General features: G+C 63.4%; 10 protein-coding genes. 3 read left to right on the forward strand and 7 right to left on the reverse strand.

Annotation, left to right across the window (positions count from 1 at the left end; translation table 11 throughout):
• A partial coding sequence (locus OXH56_16345; protein MCY3556882.1) for a hypothetical protein occupies positions 1 to 938 on the forward strand: 938 nt, incomplete at its 5' end.
• Positions 939 to 974: 36 nt separating this feature from the next.
• Here the strand turns inward: OXH56_16345 and OXH56_16350 are convergent.
• From OXH56_16350 to OXH56_16360, 3 genes are all read right to left on the reverse strand, one after another.
• Complete coding sequence (locus OXH56_16350) at positions 975 to 1,916, reverse strand: alpha/beta hydrolase (protein MCY3556883.1); 942 nt, start codon at positions 1,914 to 1,916, stop codon at positions 975 to 977.
• Between the two features lie 202 nt (positions 1,917 to 2,118).
• On the reverse strand, positions 2,119 to 7,494 hold the full coding sequence (locus OXH56_16355) for an autotransporter domain-containing protein (protein ID MCY3556884.1): 5,376 nt from the start codon (positions 7,492 to 7,494) through the stop codon (positions 2,119 to 2,121).
• Positions 7,495 to 7,752: 258 nt separating this feature from the next.
• Positions 7,753 to 8,868 carry an aminotransferase class V-fold PLP-dependent enzyme gene (locus tag OXH56_16360; protein ID MCY3556885.1) on the reverse strand — a complete coding sequence of 372 codons (1,116 nt, stop codon included), beginning with the start codon at positions 8,866 to 8,868 and terminating at the stop codon, positions 7,753 to 7,755.
• Between the two features lie 153 nt (positions 8,869 to 9,021).
• Between OXH56_16360 and OXH56_16365 the strand changes: the two genes are divergently transcribed.
• Both OXH56_16365 and OXH56_16370 read left to right on the forward strand, forming a co-directional pair.
• Positions 9,022 to 9,933 carry a phytanoyl-CoA dioxygenase family protein gene (locus tag OXH56_16365; GenBank protein MCY3556886.1) on the forward strand — a complete coding sequence of 304 codons (912 nt, stop codon included), beginning with the start codon at positions 9,022 to 9,024 and terminating at the stop codon, positions 9,931 to 9,933.
• Positions 9,923 to 13,180: an aminotransferase class III-fold pyridoxal phosphate-dependent enzyme gene (locus OXH56_16370; GenBank protein ID MCY3556887.1), complete on the forward strand. Its 3,258-nt coding sequence runs from the start codon at positions 9,923 to 9,925 to the stop codon at positions 13,178 to 13,180. The genes OXH56_16365 and OXH56_16370 overlap by 11 nt, the downstream gene beginning before the upstream one ends.
• Positions 13,181 to 13,325: 145 nt before the next feature.
• On the opposite strand, the gene OXH56_16375 is transcribed toward OXH56_16370, so the two are convergent.
• From OXH56_16375 to OXH56_16390, 4 genes are read right to left on the reverse strand one after another with little or no spacing between them, the layout of a single operon-like run.
• On the reverse strand, positions 13,326 to 14,195 hold the full coding sequence (locus OXH56_16375) for a phytanoyl-CoA dioxygenase family protein (protein MCY3556888.1): 870 nt from the start codon (positions 14,193 to 14,195) through the stop codon (positions 13,326 to 13,328).
• Between the two features lie 36 nt (positions 14,196 to 14,231).
• Complete coding sequence (locus tag OXH56_16380; protein ID MCY3556889.1) at positions 14,232 to 15,770, reverse strand: aldehyde dehydrogenase family protein; 1,539 nt, start codon at positions 15,768 to 15,770, stop codon at positions 14,232 to 14,234.
• 55 nt (positions 15,771 to 15,825) lie between these two features.
• Positions 15,826 to 16,743, reverse strand: a complete 918-nt coding sequence (locus tag OXH56_16385) for an aminoglycoside 6-adenylyltransferase (GenBank protein MCY3556890.1) — start codon at positions 16,741 to 16,743, stop codon at positions 15,826 to 15,828.
• Positions 16,744 to 16,756: 13 nt separating this feature from the next.
• Entirely contained in the window at positions 16,757 to 19,528 is a 2,772-nt protein-coding gene (locus OXH56_16390; protein MCY3556891.1) for a VCBS repeat-containing protein, read from the reverse strand.
• Positions 19,529 to 19,559 lie beyond the last annotated feature (31 nt).

The raw sequence follows: 19,559 nt of genomic DNA on the forward strand, positions 1-19,559 counted from the left end.
TATCATGGCGGCAGACCAGGGCGGTCGATTTCAGATCGATTCAGGGTGCCATGACCGTCGACGGCGTGGGATCTTTCCTCTCCGGACTCGCAGGGACCGTGCCGGGCACGACCTACACGACCAGCGTACCGCTTATCGAACTCACCGGCGTAGCCGCCCGGACCGTGGGCCTTTTCACCGGCGCCGCTTTCGTGGTGCTCGTGTTCCTGCCCAAGGCGTTCGCCCTGGTCCTGGCGATACCGGATCCGGTCTTCGCGGCGTACTTTATCGTGTTGTTGGCGATGCTCTTTATCGTGGGTCTAAAGATCGTCATCCAGGACGGCCTCGACAAGAACAAGGGCTTCATCGTGGGCGCCGCTTTCCTGGTGGGATTCAGTATGCAGTTTGAACTGATCTACCCGGAGTTCGTCTCGCAGTTCGCGGGCGGCCTGTTCCGGAACGGCATGACCGCGGGGGGCCTGGTGGCCATTCTCCTCAACCTGGTGCTCAGTGCCACGGGATATCGCCGGTACCGGATGGAGACGGTACTGGACATGTCCGTCTTGCCTGAAATCCGATCGTTCCTCGGAAACTTCGCCTCCCGGGCCGGCTGGGACGAGGCCATGGCGGGCCGGCTCGACGCCGTCGGCGAAGAGGTGCTGCTGACGCTCACCCGTCAGGAAGAACAGGAAGAACGTAAGCGGAGAAGTCTGCGGCTTGTAGTATCCAGGGAACAGGGCGGGGCGGTACTGGAGTTTGTCGTTACGCCGAGGGGCGAGAACATACAGGACAGGCTCGCCATGTTATCCGACGAGTCGGACGAAACATCCATCGAACATGAAGTATCTCTCCGGCTCCTGCGTCATCTCGCGTCATCCGTTCGCCACCAGCAATATCACGACACGGATATCGTCACCGTACGCGTCAAGGCCACGGCGGCGGCAGATCCTGCCGGTTGACTTCCCACTCAAGCCCTCACAGGGCGAATGGCCGCCTCAGGCCAAATGCGCCAGGTTGTTGCTTTCGAGAAATTCCCGGATCAGCGATACGCATTCCTCCGGCTGTTCCAGCGGAAAGAAATGCGTCGTATCGGGCAGGAAGTCGTAGTCGACCGTCACCATGTCGCGCAGGTCCAGGGTCGGAAGGTAGGAATAGGGAAGGGTGGGGTCCGCCCCGATGACTTTCGTCGGGCAATCGAGCGCATCGAAATCCACAAGCACCGAATAACTTCTCGAATAATCGATGATCTGGGCCTCGAATTCCCGCGGGCACCGCAGTTCGTAACCGTCCCCGCTGTCGATCGGCCGCAGCGTCGTCTTCGCCATGAGTTCCCTTACCCCGGGGACTACGTGGACGAAGCCTGGCGAGTAGCTGAGCAGCTCAACGAAGTCCTCTTCCGTCTGGAACAAATGCCCGCGTCGCCTCGTGGCGGCGGCGACCTGTTCCGCGGCCGCGTCGAATTCGACCTGGCTGACCCCCGGCTTGCAAAGGGGCGGATCGAAGAGGATCAGGCCGGAGAAATCTATCGCCGGGCCTGACGACATCAGATCCTTGAAGGTCGAGATGGACAGCAGGGTAATCAATGCCGAGACGGAGTGGTAGACGCCCACTTTCGGTTTCTGCCCGAACTGATCGTCGATGGCCTCCAGGATCAGGCGCTGGTCGTGGATCAGCGTCGGCACATCGTGTTTCTGCTGATCGCCGACGGTATTCCAGCCGTGATTCCGCTGGTCGTACAGGATCAGATCGTAGTCATCGGCAAGGTGAGACCAGAAGGGATAATACAGGTCTATGGCGAGTCCGTTGCCGTGGCTCAGGACGAGACGCGGACCCTGTGGATTCCCGTGCCTGCGCAGCACGGTCACAGTCTCTTCGTCCAGGCGGACTTCACACGATGCTTGGGGATCGGGTACGATCCAGGTTTTGTCTTCAGTCATTTGGCCTAAAGTCGCCCTTCCGCCGAAGCCTTGAATCAACCCCTTCGATATACAAAGCCAATGGACTCAAGTGTAGGCGTTAACGTACCTCTCGCTTCGTTACTCGTCAAGCGTTTATACTCAATACTTTGAATACTTACTCGTAAGACAAATTCACAGTACGCGAAACGATTATTGCGCGGAGAGACTCCGGATACCGCGATCAGAAGCCCATGCGTGCAAAGAGGCTGATACGATGATCGGATGCGCCACCGCGCCGGTCGATCCGCGTGCCGGAAAGCTCCAGAGATCCGGAGCGTCCGAGGTCCGCGGCGCCTATGCGGGCGCCCAGCCGCAACTGGCGGCGTTCATCCCCGTCGAGATACACGTCGCCAAAGGGGGTGAAGAGCACACCCGTGGGCGATGAAGCAAGGCCGTATCCCACCTCGGCCCGCAGGGAACGGGCGCGGCTGCCGCTGCGCAGGGCGGAATCGGCCAGGGGCCGTTCGCGCCACATCATGCCGGAGTCTGCGGTTCCAGCGCCCATGCGCGGCGCCACGGACATCGAAAGACCCCGGCCGTCCGAACTCGGTCTCAGATAGGCGATGAGTGAAACGCCGTTCTCCCGGTATCCCTCTGCCGTATGGACCGCCAGGTAACGGCCCTGGGCATTAAGTCCGACACGACCGCCGGTCAGGCGGAGTCCGCCGGAGACTTCGAGGCCCTGTCCGGTCTGGCCGTCGCCTCCGTCGTAGCGTCCGGCCACCTGCGCATAGGGCGTTACGGTGGTTTCGCCCGCGAGGGCGGTCGTACGCGACCCTTCCAGGCCGACGCGTATCCGTTGCACGCCGGTTGCAATGTCGCTCAGTGCGGCCGATTCACTGTCGGAGGTGGAAAGGCGGAGCAACCCGGCGTCACCCACCAGGTCGAGTCCCAGACCGCCCGAGGAGGCCAGCCGGGACCGTGCGCCCAGCATGCCCATACGCATGGACAGGTCGCTCGTGCCATCCTCCACCTCAACTTCGCCGGAACCGAGTCCCACGATCGACCACACTTCCGTGAAACCGGTGGGGCAGGTCCAGCGCAAGTACGGCAGCACCGAGGTAAGCCGCGATTCCAGGCTGCCGCTCGCCACGGTAACGTCGTAGTCGGACTCGCCCATCGCACGAGAAAGGGCAATACCCGCCAACCAGCTGCGCCCAGTGGCCACGTCAAATCCGAGATACGCCGTTCTGAGGTTTCCGTCGTAGCTGGCGTCCACATCGGGCTCTCCCTGGAAGTTCTGCAGGTCGCCGGCGCCCCAGACGGACCACCTGAGCCCGCCGCTGCCTGTGTGATCCTCCATCGCGTAGGAGAACGAGCTCGTCCGCAGCAGGTAGTCGCCGCTCGCGCCATGGCGGCGTTCCGCGCCCTGGAGCAACGCCATCTCTTTCGATGCGGTCTGCCGGCCTTGGCCGGTCAGTCCGGCCAGCGCCGTGATGCCCGATGCGAATCCGTCGATCCTGCGGCCTCCCACGGTGATCTCCCGTCCACCACCGGCGGAAAACCTGCCGCCTATGGTGGCGGAGACTCCGGACAGCATGCTTCGCCCGATGGCCGCCAGGATGTTCGTATAGGCCTCCCGTTCTGCCGCGACGGCCGTGACAGTCACGCTGACGGCGAGGCTCGCCTCGCCCGCCGCGTTACGGGCCGAGACGTTGACCGTGGCGCCTCCTTTGCGCACCCCCGTTACCGTCAGCACGGCGCCCGACATGACCGCTTCGACAACGCCGTTATCCGTCGAGGACGCCGAATAGCTCAGGTCCGTTCCGCTGAACAGCGGGCCTGTATTGACCGTTTCGTCGTCTCCCGCCTCCAGCGATACCGCGGGCGGAGTGCCAATCGTCGCGGGAGCGTCATAGGAATCGGTCACCGAAATCGTGGCGGAATCGAGGTCCACCTCCTCGCTGCGTGCGGTAATGACAATCGTCTCGCCCCCTGATTCGTATACCGTGTCGTCCGTGACCGTGAAGGTCAGTTCCGTCGACCCCTCCGTCGCTCTGGCGGGTATCGTGATGACCAGATCTCCCGTGACGCTGTAATCGTCGGCGGTGGCGGTGCCGGACAGAGAAAGGTCGATCACCGACGCTACCGGAATCGGTGCGCTGGACAGCGTGGCCGTTACCGTCACCGTCTGGACCCCGCCATCCTCCGTCAGCGTGGCGGGAGATACCGTCAGGGTGATCTCCAGCGGTTCATCGGGTGCAGGATTGTAAAGCCCCGACCCGATGATGACGTCGATCGGGAGGACGCTTCCGTCGGGCCTCGGGAATTCACCCGCGAACCGGCGGGCGTATCCCAACTTGGGGACGTCGGCGCTGTCGGTGTCGTCGGTGGGATCGTCGAAGTAATACTCCACGAAGCCGCCTTCCGGGTTGCTTTTCGCCGCTTCGATGACCTGCGGCAGAATGAGTTCTCCGGTCACGACGTCCCGCACGGTCGCTACCAGGGGCCGAAGCTCGAACCGGTCCGGAAACGCTCCATGGACCAGGATCGTGTTGCTTTGGAGGTCCAGGACGTAGAGATACACCGAGCCATGCCTCCAGGGACCGTTCGGATCCCGCAGGGCAACCCTTGATTTCGTGGAAGAGGCTCGGCCTTCGGTCTGGAAGAGGTTGAGAAAGTACTTCCCCGCTTCCCCGACGAAGGCCTTCAGGGTTCTCCGGTCCACCACCTCACTGGCGGTAATGGCCGGGTCTCCGTAATCGATGACTTCCTCATCCAGGTGCGTTTCGTTCAGGTCGAGTCCCGCGAGCAGCAAGACCGGGACGCCGAGATGTTCCGAGTAGTAGCTGCCGACATGGCCGGAGGCGCCGGGTACACCGAACCTGGTTCCATCGAATGCGCCGTCCGGTTCCTGCGACAAGAGGTTGTTGAGGGCGGCTATTGCGGGACCTCGGATGGCGGGATCGGTAGACTGCAGTTTGGCCAGATCGGCTGGCGTGACGCCTAGCGCAATCAGGATCGCGGTATAGAGCGAGGCTTTGATGCGCCGTCCCGACAGGGCCATTTGCTTCGCGTGAACATACACCCTGCGGTCGGGCGTCAGTTGCACGAGGTAGGTGGAGCCCGAACGGTAAGGTCCCCCTTCCTGCCTGATGAGGCACAGATTGTACAAGTAGACGCCATCTCCTAATTCCACGTTCAGCCGCTCTCTGGCGGCCAGCGTGAAGTCCCTCAGGCTGGCGCTGCCGTCTTCCACCTGTTGCGCCGTCACGGTCGGGTCCATCGGAGGTGCAACACCGTCGGGGAGCGGACAGGGTGCGGCAATCTCGGGCGCGCGCCCATAGAACCCCGACCCGATGATGACATCAATCGGGAGGACGCTTCCGTCCGGCCTCGGGAGTTCACCTTTGAACCGGCGGGCGTATCCCACCTTGGGGACGTCGGCGCTGTCGGTGTCGTCCGTGGGGTCGTCGAAATAATACTCCACGAAGCCGCCTTCCGGGTTGCTCTTCGCCGCTTCGATGACCTGCGGCAGAATGAGTTTTCCGGTCACGACGTCCCGTACGGTCGCTACCAGGGGCCGAAGCTCGTATCGGTCCGGAAACGCTCCATGAACCAGGATCGTGCTGCTGTGGAGGTCCAGGACGTAAAGGTACACCGACCCATGCCTCCAGGGCCCGTTCGGATCCCGCAGGGCAACCCTGGATTTCGTGGAAGAGGCTCGACCGTCGGTCTGGAAGAGGTTGAGGTAATACTTCCCCGCTTCCCCGACGAAGGCTTTCAAGGTTTCCCGGTCCACCACCTCACTGGCGGTAATGGCCGGATCGCCGTAATCGATGACTTCTTCATCCAGGTGTGTTTCGTTCAGGTCGAATCCCGCGAGCAGCACGGTCGGAACGCCAAGATGCTCCGAGAAGTAGCTGCCGGCATGGCCGGAGGCGCCGGGTGCACCGAACCTGGTCCCATCGAATGCGCCGTCCGGTTCTTGCGACAAGAGGTTGTTGAGGGCGGCTAATGCGGGACCTCGAATGGCGGGATCGGTAGATTGCAATTTGACCAGATCAGCTGGCGTGACGCCCAGCGAAGTAAGGATCGCAGTATAGATCGAGGCTTTGATGCGCCGTCCCGACAAGGCCATTTGCTTCGAGTGAACGTACACCCTGCGGTCGGGCGTCAGCTGCACGAGGTAGGTGGAGCCGGAACGGTAAGGCCCTCCTTCCTGTCTGATGAGACACAGATTGTACAAGTACAGTCCATCGCCTATTTCTACGTTCAACCGCTCTCTGGCGGCCAGCGTGAAGTCCCTCAGACTTGCGCTGCCGTCTTCCACCTGTTGCGCCGTCACAGAAGGATCCGGCGGTGGCGTTGTCCCGTCAGGGAATGGACAGGGACCTGTTGCGACGGGATCGGGCGTGCGCCCATACAAGCCCGACCCGATGATGAAGTCGGCCGATACGACGCTTCCATCCGGCCTCCGGAGTTCAGCGGCAAACTCGCGGGCGTAGCCCAACTTGGGGATGTCGGCGCTGTCGGTGTCGTCTGTGGGATCGTCGAAGTAATACTCCACGAAGCCGCCTTCCGGATTGTTTTTCGCCGCTTCGATGACCTGCGGCAGAATGTACTCTCCCGTCACGGCGTCCCGGACGGTCGGTATTAGCGGACGGTACTCGAATTCATCCGGAAACGCCGCGTGAAACAGGATCGTGTTGCTGTTGAGGTCCAGGACGTAGAGGTACACGGACCCGTGTCGCCAGGGCCCGTTTGGATCCCGCAAAGCGAGCCTGAATTTAGAGCTGGCGGCTGCATCGCCCGACTGTATGAATTCACGCAGGTGCTCTCCCGCTTGCGTGACGAAGGCCTTCAAGGTTTCCCGGTCCACGACCTCACTGGCGGTAATAGCCGGGTCGCCGTAATCGATGACTTCGTCGACCAGGTGCGATGCATTGATGTCGAATCCGACCAGCAGCAGAACCGGAGACCCTAAATTGGGGTCCACATAGACGGCGGCATGGCCCGAGGCGCCGGGTATACCTGGTGACAGACCCGGAACAGGGACGGTCGCATCGAATGCGCCGTCCGGTTCCTGCGACAATGTGCCCAGCAGGGCGTCGATGGCCTGGGCGACAGTGGAGGAATCGGGAGATGCCAGATTGAAGAGAATGGCTGGGGAGACGCCCAGGGCTTGAAGGATCGATCCGTAAATCAAGGGGTTGAGTTGCCGGCCGGACAATGCCATGTCCTTCGCGTGAATGTATAATCTTCCGTCGAGCGTCAGGCTCACGATGTAGGTGGAACCGGAACGCCAGATCCCATCATCCTGCCTGACGATACATCCGATATATACCCCTTCCTCATGGGACGCGGCCCCCTGGGCATATTCTCTGGACCGCTCCCTCACGGCGAGCGCGAAGTCCTCAAGGGTAGCGCTGCCGTCTTCCACTTGCTGGGCCGTCACAGCCGGGTCCGCAGGAGGCGTTGCCCCTTCAGGAAGTGGACAGGATATCTGCGTCTGCGCGAACGCCGGGCGCACATTTGTAAATAACCCGTAGATCACGAGCAGGCCGAACACAACAACGAGGAAATTCAGGGACTTCCGGAAGACATGCCGTGTCATAGGAGATCTCCTGCGCGAGGCGGAAGTGTGGGCAGTCATATACCGCAGTCAGTGTAGCCTATCTGATCAACCGAGCTGTCCGGTCAAGGGGTATGGTTCGAGCCATTTCCAAGGACGACCATATATAAAATACATCAATTTGAAAATAGTTTGTTTTAGTAAGCATGCAAGATGTTTTCCGGCTGTGGACGGGTCTTGGACAAGCCGCTTTCGCCCGGTTCGGCCGAGGTTTGTACGCACGGGGTCCTGACCAGGCCGCTACCCACCGGCAAGCACCTCCCGGCACCTTTCCGCCACGATCCGCTCCTGGCCGTCCTGCAGGTTATGGGGATTGATGGAGAATCCCTCCTCGCCCCTGTCCTGCACGATGATCCTGGGCGTGCCGTCGAGCAGTGCTTTCACTGCATCGTCTCCCGTCAGACCGGCTTCCGGATCGATGGTGACCTCGAGCTGTGGCACGGCGTAGGTTTCCTCCGGATCGAGCCGGCCTACGGAAACGTGGGGAATGCCGGCCAGTTCCTCTTCGATGTAGCGCACCTTTGCTTCCCAGCCCGCCGCGTCCACCGCATGGTCCCGGTTCAGGTAGATTTCGAGGGCCTTGATGAAGGCGAAGATCTCCTCCCGGCTGACCTTCATCGGCCGGCCGACCGTGGCGAAGGGCGTCCCGTTCACCGCGCAGGCGCTGATCAGGTCCTTCCGTCCGATGATGAGGCCGGTCGACTGCGGACCCTGGAGGCTCTTGCCGCCGCTGAATATGACCAGGTCGGCACCGGCCTCCGTGAACCGGGTCAGCGTCGATACCGGAGGACATTCCGAGGCCGCGTCGACGATGACGGGCACGTCGACGGCATGGGCCATGGCCACGGCCTGTTCCAGCGGGACGGAGCGGTCGTTCTTGAAGTTCTTGCCCAGGTAAAAGACCGCTGCCGCCCGTGATCCATCCCCGATGGCCGCCCGCATGGCATCTGCCGGCGGACCGTCCGAGTCGTCCAGCTCGATCAGCTTCGCACCGGTCAGCCGAATGGCCTGGTCGTAGGCGATCCGGTGGGTCTTCTGGACGATCACTCCGTCACGCATCCCGGTCGTGTCCGGAAGCTGGCGGATCCGCTCCGGGTCGGTCCCGGTCATGCAGGACGCCGTGGTGATGACCAGACCGCACGCGGCGCTGGCGGTGACGTAGGCCGCTTCCACGCCGAGCATTCGGGCGACTTTCTCACCGGCTTTCTCATGCAGTTCGTCCAGGATACAGAACTCCCGGGATGCCGCGCGCATGGTCTCCATGATTTCCGGGTCCAGAAGGGCGCCCCCGTAACGCGTAGCCGTGCCGATGGCGTTTATGACCGGACGCACGCCGATGTCTTCATAGATACCCATGGCTTCGAACCCTTTCGCGATGGCCGCAATGCATGTGCCCGGTCGGAAAACCCTTGTCCCGCCGTCAGATCGCACTGCATATTTTACTGTTGTCTCAAGACAGGTTTGTATCTGGAAATTATGCCGCGCAGGCCCATAATCAAGGAATAAAACATGCAGTACGACGCATCCCGGCGGACTTTCGACTGCGAGCCCACGCTCACGGATTCGGAGGTGCTACGCTTCTGCAGGGACGGATATCTGCATTTCGAGGGCGTCGTGCCCGACGAGATCAACCGGCGGACGCGCGATTACCTGAACGGGAAGATCCCCGCCAATCCGTGCTACATGCCCGAGGGTATGACCGAAGAAGACCTGGCCCGGATCCGGAATTCCCATGAACCGAGTTCGATACTGCTCGAAGACTGGTTCATCGAGCACGTCCTGATCAATCCCGTGATGGCGGGTGCGCTCCGTTCGCTCCTCGGCCGTCACGTGGGATTGCCGGTGCTGGTCAGCGACCACCGGATCGAATGTCCGAAGGAATCACAGCCCTGGCACCACGACGCCGATCACGTGTTCGGTCCGGAGATCCGTTTCGTCGAGGCATTCTATTTCCCCCAGGACACCCCCGACAACATGGGACCCACCGAAGTCACGCCCGGTTCCCATATCCGCTCGACCCGAAGGGGCCAGGAGGAGAACGGGGTGCTGTGTTCGGGACCCGCGGGGACCATCGGACTGCACTCGCAAAGCATCCTGCACCGCCGGGGCGAATCCACGGCATCCGGCCTGCGGCACATGCTGAAATACAGCTACTGGCGTACGGTGCCGCCCACGCGGGACTGGATCGTCGAACCGGATTTCGACTTCAGACACGCCGACTACGGAGGGCACGGGGCCGCCCGTTACGTGGCCCACATGTTCTACTGGCTCTGCGGCAAAGGCGATGAATTCCGCCTCATCGGCGGCCAGGCGTGGCCCTGGAAATCCGCCAACCAGATCGGGCCCTCCTACGGTTTCGGACGTACGGAGGGATATCTCCCCGACTGGCGCGGGAACAACGACGATGACTATGCCCGGTAGCAGGCCCCCTCTGTCCGCCATCTCCGAGAACCGGCCCCGCTTCAGTCCTGAAAAGGCCGGTGAACTCGCCCGTTCCCTGTATGGTGTTTCCGGCACGCTGCGCGCGTTGCCGAGTGAGCGCGATCAGAACTTCCGGGTGACGGCCGGCGACGGCAAGGTGTTCGTCCTCAAGATCTCCGGCGCGGGCGAGCGGCGCGGCATTCTCGACCTTCAGCATGCCGCCCTGGAACACCTGTCCGCGCACTACGAAGAAGCTGCCTGGCCGCGGGTATGCCGCACGGGGGACGGCGAGGCCATCACCCGGGTCGATGGACACGACGGACGCCATCACCTGGTACGAATGCTGACCTACGTCGACGGACGGCCCCTCTGCGACGCCAGGCCGCACGGTCCCGGCCTGCTGAACCACCTCGGCGCCTTCCTCGGACGGTTGACCCGTGCTTTCGCCGGTTTCTCCCACGAGGAAAAGCAACCGGAACTCATCTGGAACGTGGACAACGGACCGGACGTCGTGCGCCGATACGCCGGCCAGATCCACGACGCCGGCCGGCGCGACCTGGTCATGAATTTCTGCGAAGCATACGAGAAAACCGTCGAGCCCCACCTCTCATCGCTGCCGCGCCAGTTCATCCACAACGACGCCAACGACCAGAATGTCCTGGTCAGCCTGGTCAGCCTGGTCAACCGAGCCCGCGGGGTCAACCGAGCCCGCGGGGTCAGCCCCGAAGACCCGGCACCGAGCGAACTGGAAGTGGCCGGCCTGATCGACTTCGGTGACATGGTGCATTCCTGCGCGCTCTTCGAACCGGCCGTGGCCGCCGCCTATGTCATGCTCGGCAAGGCCGAACCCCTTGCGGCGGCCGCCCACGTCGTGGCCGGGTACCACACCGAGCACCCGTTGACGGACCTGGAACTGAAACTGATGTACCATTGCGCCGTGATGCGGCTCTGCATGAGCGTGGCCATCTCGGCCCACCAGCAGGTTGCCGAACCGGAGAATACCTACCTGTCCGTCAGCGAGAAAAACGCCTGGGACCTCCTCGAAAAACTCAAGGACGCCGCCCCATCCTTTGCCGAATACCTGTTCCGGGACGCCTGTGGACGGCCGCCGTGTCCGCAGACACCCGGCATCGAAACGTACCTCTCATCGAAGCGCGGTGCCTTCGCGCCGGTCATGGGTCCCGATGTGGACCTCTCCACCGCCCTGGTATTCGATCTCAGCGTGAGCAGCCCGGACCGGGCCCTGCTGGGGGGTTCCATCGGCGTGGACGACCTTACCAGAGAGGTTTTCCGGCGCATGGAAGAAACCGGGGCCGAGGCGGGGATCGGCCGTTACGACGAAGCCCGCCAGGTCTACACCGCCGGGCAGTTCACCCTGGATTCCGACGAAATGCCGGAACGCCGGACCATCCACCTGGGCATGGATGTGTTCCTGCCCGCCGGATCGCCGGTCTTCGCGCCATTGGAGGGCAAGGTCCACAGCTTCCGGAACAACACGCAGCCACTGGACTACGGCCCATGCATCATTCTGGAACATGTCGCGGAGGAACGGGTAGGGACGGAAGAACCGGAAGGCACGGCCGGTTCAGCCGGCTCGGAAGGCACGGCCGGTTCAGCCGGCTCGGAAGGCACGGCCGGTTCAGCCGGCTCGGCCGTGAATTTCTATACGCTGTACGGGCATCTGAGCGTCGAATCGCTCACCGGTCTCTTCGAGGGCAAGCGGATCGAGAAAGGGGAACGATTCGCCACACTCGGCGACCCGGCGGTAAACGGCGGCTGGCCGCCCCACCTGCATTTTCAGGTCGTCACGGACATGCTGGGCAAAAAGGGCGATTTCCCCGGCGTCGGCGGACCGAGCCAGCGGAACGTCTGGCGCAGCCTTTCCCCGGACCCGAATGTCATACTCGGCGTGCCCGCCGGAGCGTTCCCGCCGGACCAGCGGACACGGCAGGAGGTCCTTTCGTCCCGCCGCGAGCACATCGGCAGGTCCTTGAGCGTCTCCTACCGGCGTCCCCTGAAGATCGTCCGGGGCCATATGCAGTACCTGTACGATGAGGAGGGGCGCGCCTTCCTCGACGCCGTGAACAACGTACCCCACGTGGGGCACAGCCATCCCCGGGTGGTCGCCGCGAGCCACCGGCAGATGGCCGTGCTGAACACCAATACCCGCTATCTGCACGACAACCTCGTGGACTACGCCGAACGGCTCTGCGCGAAACTGCCCGACCCCTTAAGCGTGTGTTTTTTCGTGAACTCCGGGAGCGAGGCCAACGACCTCGCTCTTCGACTGGCGCGGGCCTATTCGGGACGAAGGGACCTGCTCATCCTCGACGGGGCCTACCACGGCAACCTCACGTCCCTGGTCGACATCAGTCCCTACAAGTTCGACGGCCCCGGCGGCGAAGGCGCGCCGCCCCATGTCCACAAGGTGCCGCTCCCCGACCCCTACCGCGGGCCGTACAAGGGCTATTCGCCTGAAACGGGCGCACGGTATGCCGACCACGTACGCGAACGGATCGATGCGCTCGCGGAACAGGACCGCGGCATCAGCGCCTTCATCGCCGAGTCCCTGCCCGGTTGCGGTGGGCAGATCGTACTGCCGGACGGCTATTTCAAGAAGGCGTTCCAACAGGTGCACGAAGCGGGCGGCGTGTGCATCGCCGACGAGGTGCAGGTGGGATTCGGACGCGTGGGTTCGCACTTCTGGGGATTCGAGACCCAGGACGCGGTACCGGACATCGTCACCCTGGGAAAGCCTATCGGCAACGGCCACCCGCTGGGCGCGGTGGTTACCACCCCCGAGATCGCGGGCGCTTTCGACAACGGCATGGAGTATTTCAACACCTTCGGCGGGAACCCGGTCTCCTGCGCCATCGGCCTGGCGGTGCTGGATATCATCGAGGAAGAAGGGCTCCAGGCCAATGCCCTGGAGGTGGGCGGCTACCTGCTGGAAGAGCTTCGCGCCCTGGAGCCGGACCACCCGATCATCGGTGACGTCCGCGGCATGGGGCTCTACGTGGGCGTGGAACTCGTGCTGGACCGCGATTCGCTGGTACCGGCCGGCCACCAGGCTTCTTACGTGGCCAACCGGATGCGGGACCACGGGGTGCTGATCAGCACCGACGGCCCCCTGCACAACGTCCTGAAGATCAAGCCTCCCCTGGTCTTCACCCGGGAAGACGCCGACTATCTCCTGCACTGCCTCGGCAAGGTGCTCGAGGAGGACTATCTGCGGTTACCGGGCTGACCGGGCTGACCGGGCTGACCGGGCTGACCGGGCTGACCGGCGTAATCGGCGTAATCGGCGTAGCCCCGCGGAACCCGATTCCATCAACTAAATCGACGCCCCGGGATCGTCTGAGCCGGCCGTATACCGGTCACGGCCGCCGGTCCTAGAGCATCACGCCCCCCACCAGATTGTTCCCCGCGTAGACGCCGCGGTAGAGCGTCTGGCGCAGGGGCGGCATGGAGGCGAGCAGCTCCGGATCGGGATCCCAATTGTGCCACCTGGAGTTGACGGAGTTATAGCAGCTGAAAATGGCGACGCGCGGATACTTCTCGCTGACCCACGGCCTTCCGCTGTGCGTCAGGGCCTCGGTGAAGAACATCAGCGATCCAGCCGGACAGGTATATGTATCCCAGATCGGCGAGTCCGGCGACTGGATGGAGGACGGCGTGGGAAAGACGGACTTGTGGCTGCCGGTTACCAGGAGCGTGCCGTTCCCCTCCTCCACCGGGTTCAACTCCCAGACCACCCGGGTCAGCGCGGAGTTGGCCTTCCCGGGAATGCAGTGGTAGAGATGGGAGTCGCCGGGGAGCCGCAGCATGCCGTTCCCGTTGTGGGGCCCGAACTCGCCGTCGCCGGCTTCCCGGTAGAACAGCGTGGCCGATTCCTGTCTGAAACCGTAGCAGATCTGGTTGGACAGGCCGGGATAGGCCAGGAATTCGTTCATGAACCCCACCACCCGCGGATGATCCGTCAGGCTTTGCAGCGGACCGCCGAGCGCCGACCGCTCCCGTTCGGGAATGGACTCCGGGTCATGGTGCAGCTGCAGGCAGAATGCCCGCATCTCCGCACATTCGGCTTCGGAAAGCACCCCGGGGATCAAAAGCCAGCCGTCCTTGTCGAACAGGTACTTCTGTTCGTCTGTCGGCGGGACCACCTCCTTGCCGTCGGCATTCACCCGGGTCAGATCGGCCTGGGATTCATCCAGGCGCGCGCCCAGGTTCTTGTCGATGATAAACGCTCCGTTGGATGACATGCGTATTCCTCCCTGTGGTTGATTTGAGAAGCGCGGTCAGTCACCGTCTGATCCGACGGTGTCGAATTCGATTCCCTGGGCCAGCGGGAGATCGGTGGACCAGTTGACGGTATTGGTCTGGCGGCGCATGTAGGCTTTCCAGGCGTCCGAGCCCGATTCGCGGCCGCCTCCCGTCTCCTTCTCGCCCCCGAAGGCCCCGCCGATCTCGGCGCCCGACGTACCGATGTTCACGTTCGCGATGCCGCAGTCCGATCCCGTCGCGGAGAGAAAGCGCTCCGCCTCGCGCAGGCTGTCGGTAAAGATGGCGCTGGAAAGACCCTGGGGCACGTCGTTGTGCAGATCAATGGCCTCGTCCAGGGTTTCATACTCCAGGATATACAGGATCGGGGCGAAGGTCTCCTGTTTCACGATAGCCGACTGGGCGGGCATGCGGATGATCGTCGGTTCGACGAAGTTCGGTCCCAGGTCCGGACGGTGTTTCCCGCCGGTGACGACCTCTCCGCCCTCGGTCTTCGCCTGCTCGATGGCCTGCATCATGTCGTCCACGGCGTCGACCGTGACCAGCGGTCCCATGAGCGTGCCGTCGTCGATGGGATCTCCCATCGGCACCTGCGCGTAGGCGCGGGCCAGTCGATTGATCAGCGTCGTCGTCAAGCTTTTGTGCCCGATGATGCGACGCGTCGAGGTACACCGCTGTCCCGCCGTCCCTACGGCGCCGAATACGATGCCGGGCACGGCCAGCTCGAGGTCGGCGTTTTCGGTGACGACGATCGCGTTGTTGCCGCCCAGTTCCAGTATGCTGCGGCCGAACCGGGAAGCGACCCGTGCGGCCACGGTCCGGCCCGTCGCGGTCGAACCCGTAAAGGATACGAGCGGTATGCGTTCGTCATCGAGGATGAGGTTGCCCACGTCGCTGCCGCGGCCGATGGCCAGGTTGAACACGCCGTCCACCCCGTGGTCGGCCATGACCCGGTTGCACAGGTGCTGCGTGGCCACGGCCGTCAGCGGCGTCTGCCCGCTCGGTTTCCATACGGTGACGTCGCCGCACACCGAGGCCAGGGAAGCATTCCACGACCAGACCGCCACTGGGAAATTGAAGGCGGTGATGATGCCGATCACGCCCAGGGGGTGCCACTGCTCGCTCATGCGGTGACTCGGCCGCTCGCTCGCGATGGTCAGTCCATACAACTGGCGCGAAAGGCCGACGGCGAAATCACAGATGTCGATCATCTCCTGGACTTCTCCCATGCCCTCCACGCGGATCTTCCCCATCTCCAGGGAGACGAGTTCACCCAGCGGTTCCTTGTACGCCCGCAGGATGTTGCCCAGGTCCCTGACCATGTCGCCCCGCTTCGGCGCGGGCAGCGCTCGCCAGGTATCGAAGGCGGCGCGGGCGTGTTCGATCACCCGGTCATAGACCTCGGGCGTCGCCTGCCGCACGCCCGCGATCGGCTCGCCCGTCGTCGGGTTGTACGACGTCAGGATGGGCCCCTCCCCGTGAATCCAGCCGTCCATCCCCGTACAGGCTCCGGCGTTCAAAGCCTCGATATTCAGTTTCTCAAGCAGTGCCTTCATCTTCGATGCTCCAGTTTGATCTGTGTTAGAAGAAACCCTCGGCGGCGCGCCTGGTTCACACGAAATCCTCGGCGTCCCGGTCCAGCCGCCTGATCTTCCCCATGTACGCCGTGACGCGCCGGTCGGTTTCGTGAGGATAGTCGAAATCCAACCCGTCGGCGACGGTGACGGCAAGACGCCGGAACAGCCGGATCGCATTGAACAGGGCGTCCCAGTTCTGATCCAGGTCCGCACCCGAATACGTGGATTCGATTTCCGCCCATGTCCCGGGGTCCAGGTAGCGCTTGAACCAGCGGCCGTGTTTGTTGGTCGTAACCGACCAGTCGTTTTTCATGCCGATATGCCATTCGATGACTTTTTCAAGAAAGGGGGAATGAACCTTTCTGTTCATGTGCTTCGCCCAGTAGAGTTCGTCACGCCACAGGGCCTTGGCTACGTAGATGATGTCCCACCAGAAATCGGCCACCAGTTCGTCGTATTCGTCCTTCGACGGCCTTTGAACGTGGTAGGCGCTGTGATAGGGCAATATGGGATTATGTACGATCCGGTCCTTGTCCAGCAGCACTCGGTAAGGTTCGGGCTCGCCGTTGAGGTCGTGCATGGACTCAACGTCCGCGACGCTCCAGTCGATCCGGACGCCATCGTCATAAATTACCATGCGGCCTATTCTGCCATCATCGAACTGCGTTGGCAAGGTCGGCGAGCGCGTCATCACGGATCCGAACGCTTCCAGCCAGATGTCGTCCCGTTTGTAGGGCTCCGGGTCCGTGACGTACACGATCACGTCGTAGTCCGACAACAAATCGACCTGGTCGTTTCCATCGACCCGGCCACTCGACAGGACCAGCCCCCTGATCTGATCGTCCGCTTCCGCCCAGCGTTGTATCTGATCGAGGACTTCCGACGCCTTTCGCATGCCCTGTTCTCCGTTGATCCATCCGCCGACCCGCGGTCCCCGCTTGCCGAAGGACAAGGCGGCCGGACCGTCAACCCGTTTCCAGCCGGACTTCCGTAACCCTCGGGGTGCTTCCGCCGTTTTTAGCGCCCAGCGCGAGCCGGTACTGGACCCATGTTCCCGCGTCCGCGACCCGTACCGGCTGGGGCGTCTCGTACCAGGTGCCCGCTCCCCCGGCGCCATGCCAGGCCGATCGTGCAAGCGCCTCCTCCGAGTCCGCCCACCGGACCTGGGCGCGCACCCAGGTGCCCGGTCCGCATTCCGCTTCCCAGTCGATGCCGGTCATGGCCTGTCCCCGGGATATCTCGTGCGGAGCCGAGACATAGTATTCTTCAGGCCCCGCGTCCAACAGGTTGCCCGTCTGCACGGCGGTCATGCCGTGAGGGCCCATCGTGGGCAGCCGGGTGACCCGCCTGGCGTCGAACCCGTCGGGACCGTTCCACCAGACGGCGGAATGGCCGACGTGGTCGCCCTCGACCTTGTGATAGGCGATGGCGAGGTCGGCGCGGCCGTCACCGTCGAAGTCCGCGGCTACGCAGCCCGACGCGGAATGGGTGAACAGCCGGGTGCGGTCGTCGGCGGAGAATCCCCGGCCGGCACGGTTCCAGTAGATGTAGGAATCGATGTCCCGCACGCGGTTATCGTGGTAGGAGCAGACGAAGAGGTCGAGCAGGCCGTCCCCGTTGAAGTCCATGATGGACATGGCGTTCACCGCGTTGGACGGCAGGAGGGTGCGGCGGTCCTCGCGAAGCCCGTCGGGACCATTCCAGTAGATGTGCACGAAAGAGTCATGGGGCGCTCCGATCGACGGTTCGTGTCCGCCGATGACCAGGTCGGGATACCCGTTCCCGCTGAGGTCCGCCGCCCGGGCGCAGGCGCCGTGCCACACGGAAAGCGCCTGGCACCGGTCCATGCTGAAGCCTTCCGGGCCGCCCCAAAGGATGAAGCTGTAGTCGTCGGCGATCTGTGGCACGACCAGGTCGAGCCAGCCGTCGCCGTCCAGGTCGACGAGGAAGATCCAGCGCGGATCCTTGTACACGACGCCCTCGTATTCGAGCCGGATGCGCTCCGTTCGGCCGGCGTCGAAGCCGTCCCGTCCGCCGTAGAAGATGACGATATCCGGATGGTCGAATCCGCAGAAGACGAGGTCCAGGTATCCGTCCCGGTCCAGGTCCGCGCAGCAGACCCCGTGGGCCCGCACGGTCGGCAGGCGCACGTCCGGTTCGCTCCCTAATCGCCCTTCATCGTTGTAGTACACGTAGGACCCCGGATCCTTGCGGACCGAGTTTTCGGAGGCGTTGGCCAGGATCAGGTCAGGCATCCCGTCGTCATTCAGGTCGCACCGGAGCGCTTCCACCGCACCCCACCCCGGCACTTCCTGGCGGTTTTCCGCCTTGAACCCATCGGGACCGCCGTAATAGACGAAGACGGGGATGTCGCCCCTCAGGTCCCGGCTGAACTGGTTGATGAAAACGGCCTGCGGCAGGGGATCGTCCGAGGCACGGGTCATGCGGACCAGCAGCACCCGCCGGGCGTCATGGGTCTCGAGGACGCGCGGTGGCGACAGCCCGTCCCGGCCCCAGCGGTACGCCAGGGATTCCGACGTATAGCTCTCCGGCGTGTGGGTCTGGCAGATCACGATTTCGGACCGGCCGTCCCCGTCCAGGTCCCCGACGGCCGCATCGCAGGCGTATCGGCTGGGGATCGCCGTGCGGTTCTGATCGCTGTACCCGCCCTCGTCCCCGTCGTGGTACAGCCACGAACACTCCTCCCCGCCGTGGCGGTCACGGCAGGCCACGACCAGGCCGCATCGTCCGTCGCCGGCCAGGTCGCCCGCGGCGGCTGCGAAGGCGTTCCGGCAGGAAAGCCGGACCGGCGTCCCGGCCGCCCGTCCCCCTTCGAAGGGAACGAGAAAGATCGCATCGGTCCGAGCGACGAATACATGGGGCGCACCCCGGATATGGAGCACGGAGACCAGCGGTACAGCGGGATCGACCTCCTCGGGATAACCATCGAGGCCCTGGTCCGCCTGGTCAGCCGGGTCCGCCTGGTCAGCCGGGTCCGCCTGGTCCGGTCTTTCGGGCGGGTCGGCAACGACGAAGACGTCGGATGATCGTTCCGGCACTATTCCGTCCGGACCGCCCCAGTATACCCGGACGCTTCCCCGGGCGGTCCGGATGACCAGGTCGGCGTACCCGTCGCCGTCCAGATCGCAGGACGCGGCCTGGTCCGCCTCGATTTCCAGGTCCCGGTAGCCTTTCGGTTCGAACCCCAGCGCCGTCTGGCGGAACAGCCGCAGCCTGCCGCCGGATACGAAGGCCAGGTCCGGCCTGCCGTCGCCGTCGAAATCACCCGCGGCCACCGAAGTGCAGCAAGGCGCGGGCAGGTACTGCACCCGCCGTTCGCCGAGTCCATCCGGGCCGCCGTAGTACAGGAACGCGTTGAGATCCCGCCGGATGCCGTTATAGAACATGCCGACGACCAGGTCGTCGTATCCATCCCCGTTCATGTCGGCGACGACACCCGTTCTCGCCCCGTCGGACGGCAGAAACCGGGGAGTGGTCCGACCGAGTACGTCATGATACAGGGTAACTGGAGGTTTTTCACCATGGTTCTGGCTGTTGCAGAAGACGAGGTCGACGTGGCCGTCGCGGTCCAGGTCGAACTGGTGAATGCGTTGCAGTATCCCCGCCCGCGACACATAGAGATTCTGGCCGCCATTGCCGAAGGTACCGCGTCGGAAGGCCTCGAAACCCCGGGTAATCCATGTCGATGAGACGGAAGGGGAAGGATGGGAGGACATGGCCATAACCTATGGCAGGGCGGACGGTTAA

The sequence above is a fragment of the Gemmatimonadota bacterium genome (assembly GCA_026702745.1).
In the GTDB taxonomy this organism is placed as follows: domain Bacteria; phylum JAAXHH01; class JAAXHH01; order JAAXHH01; family JAAXHH01; genus JAAXHH01.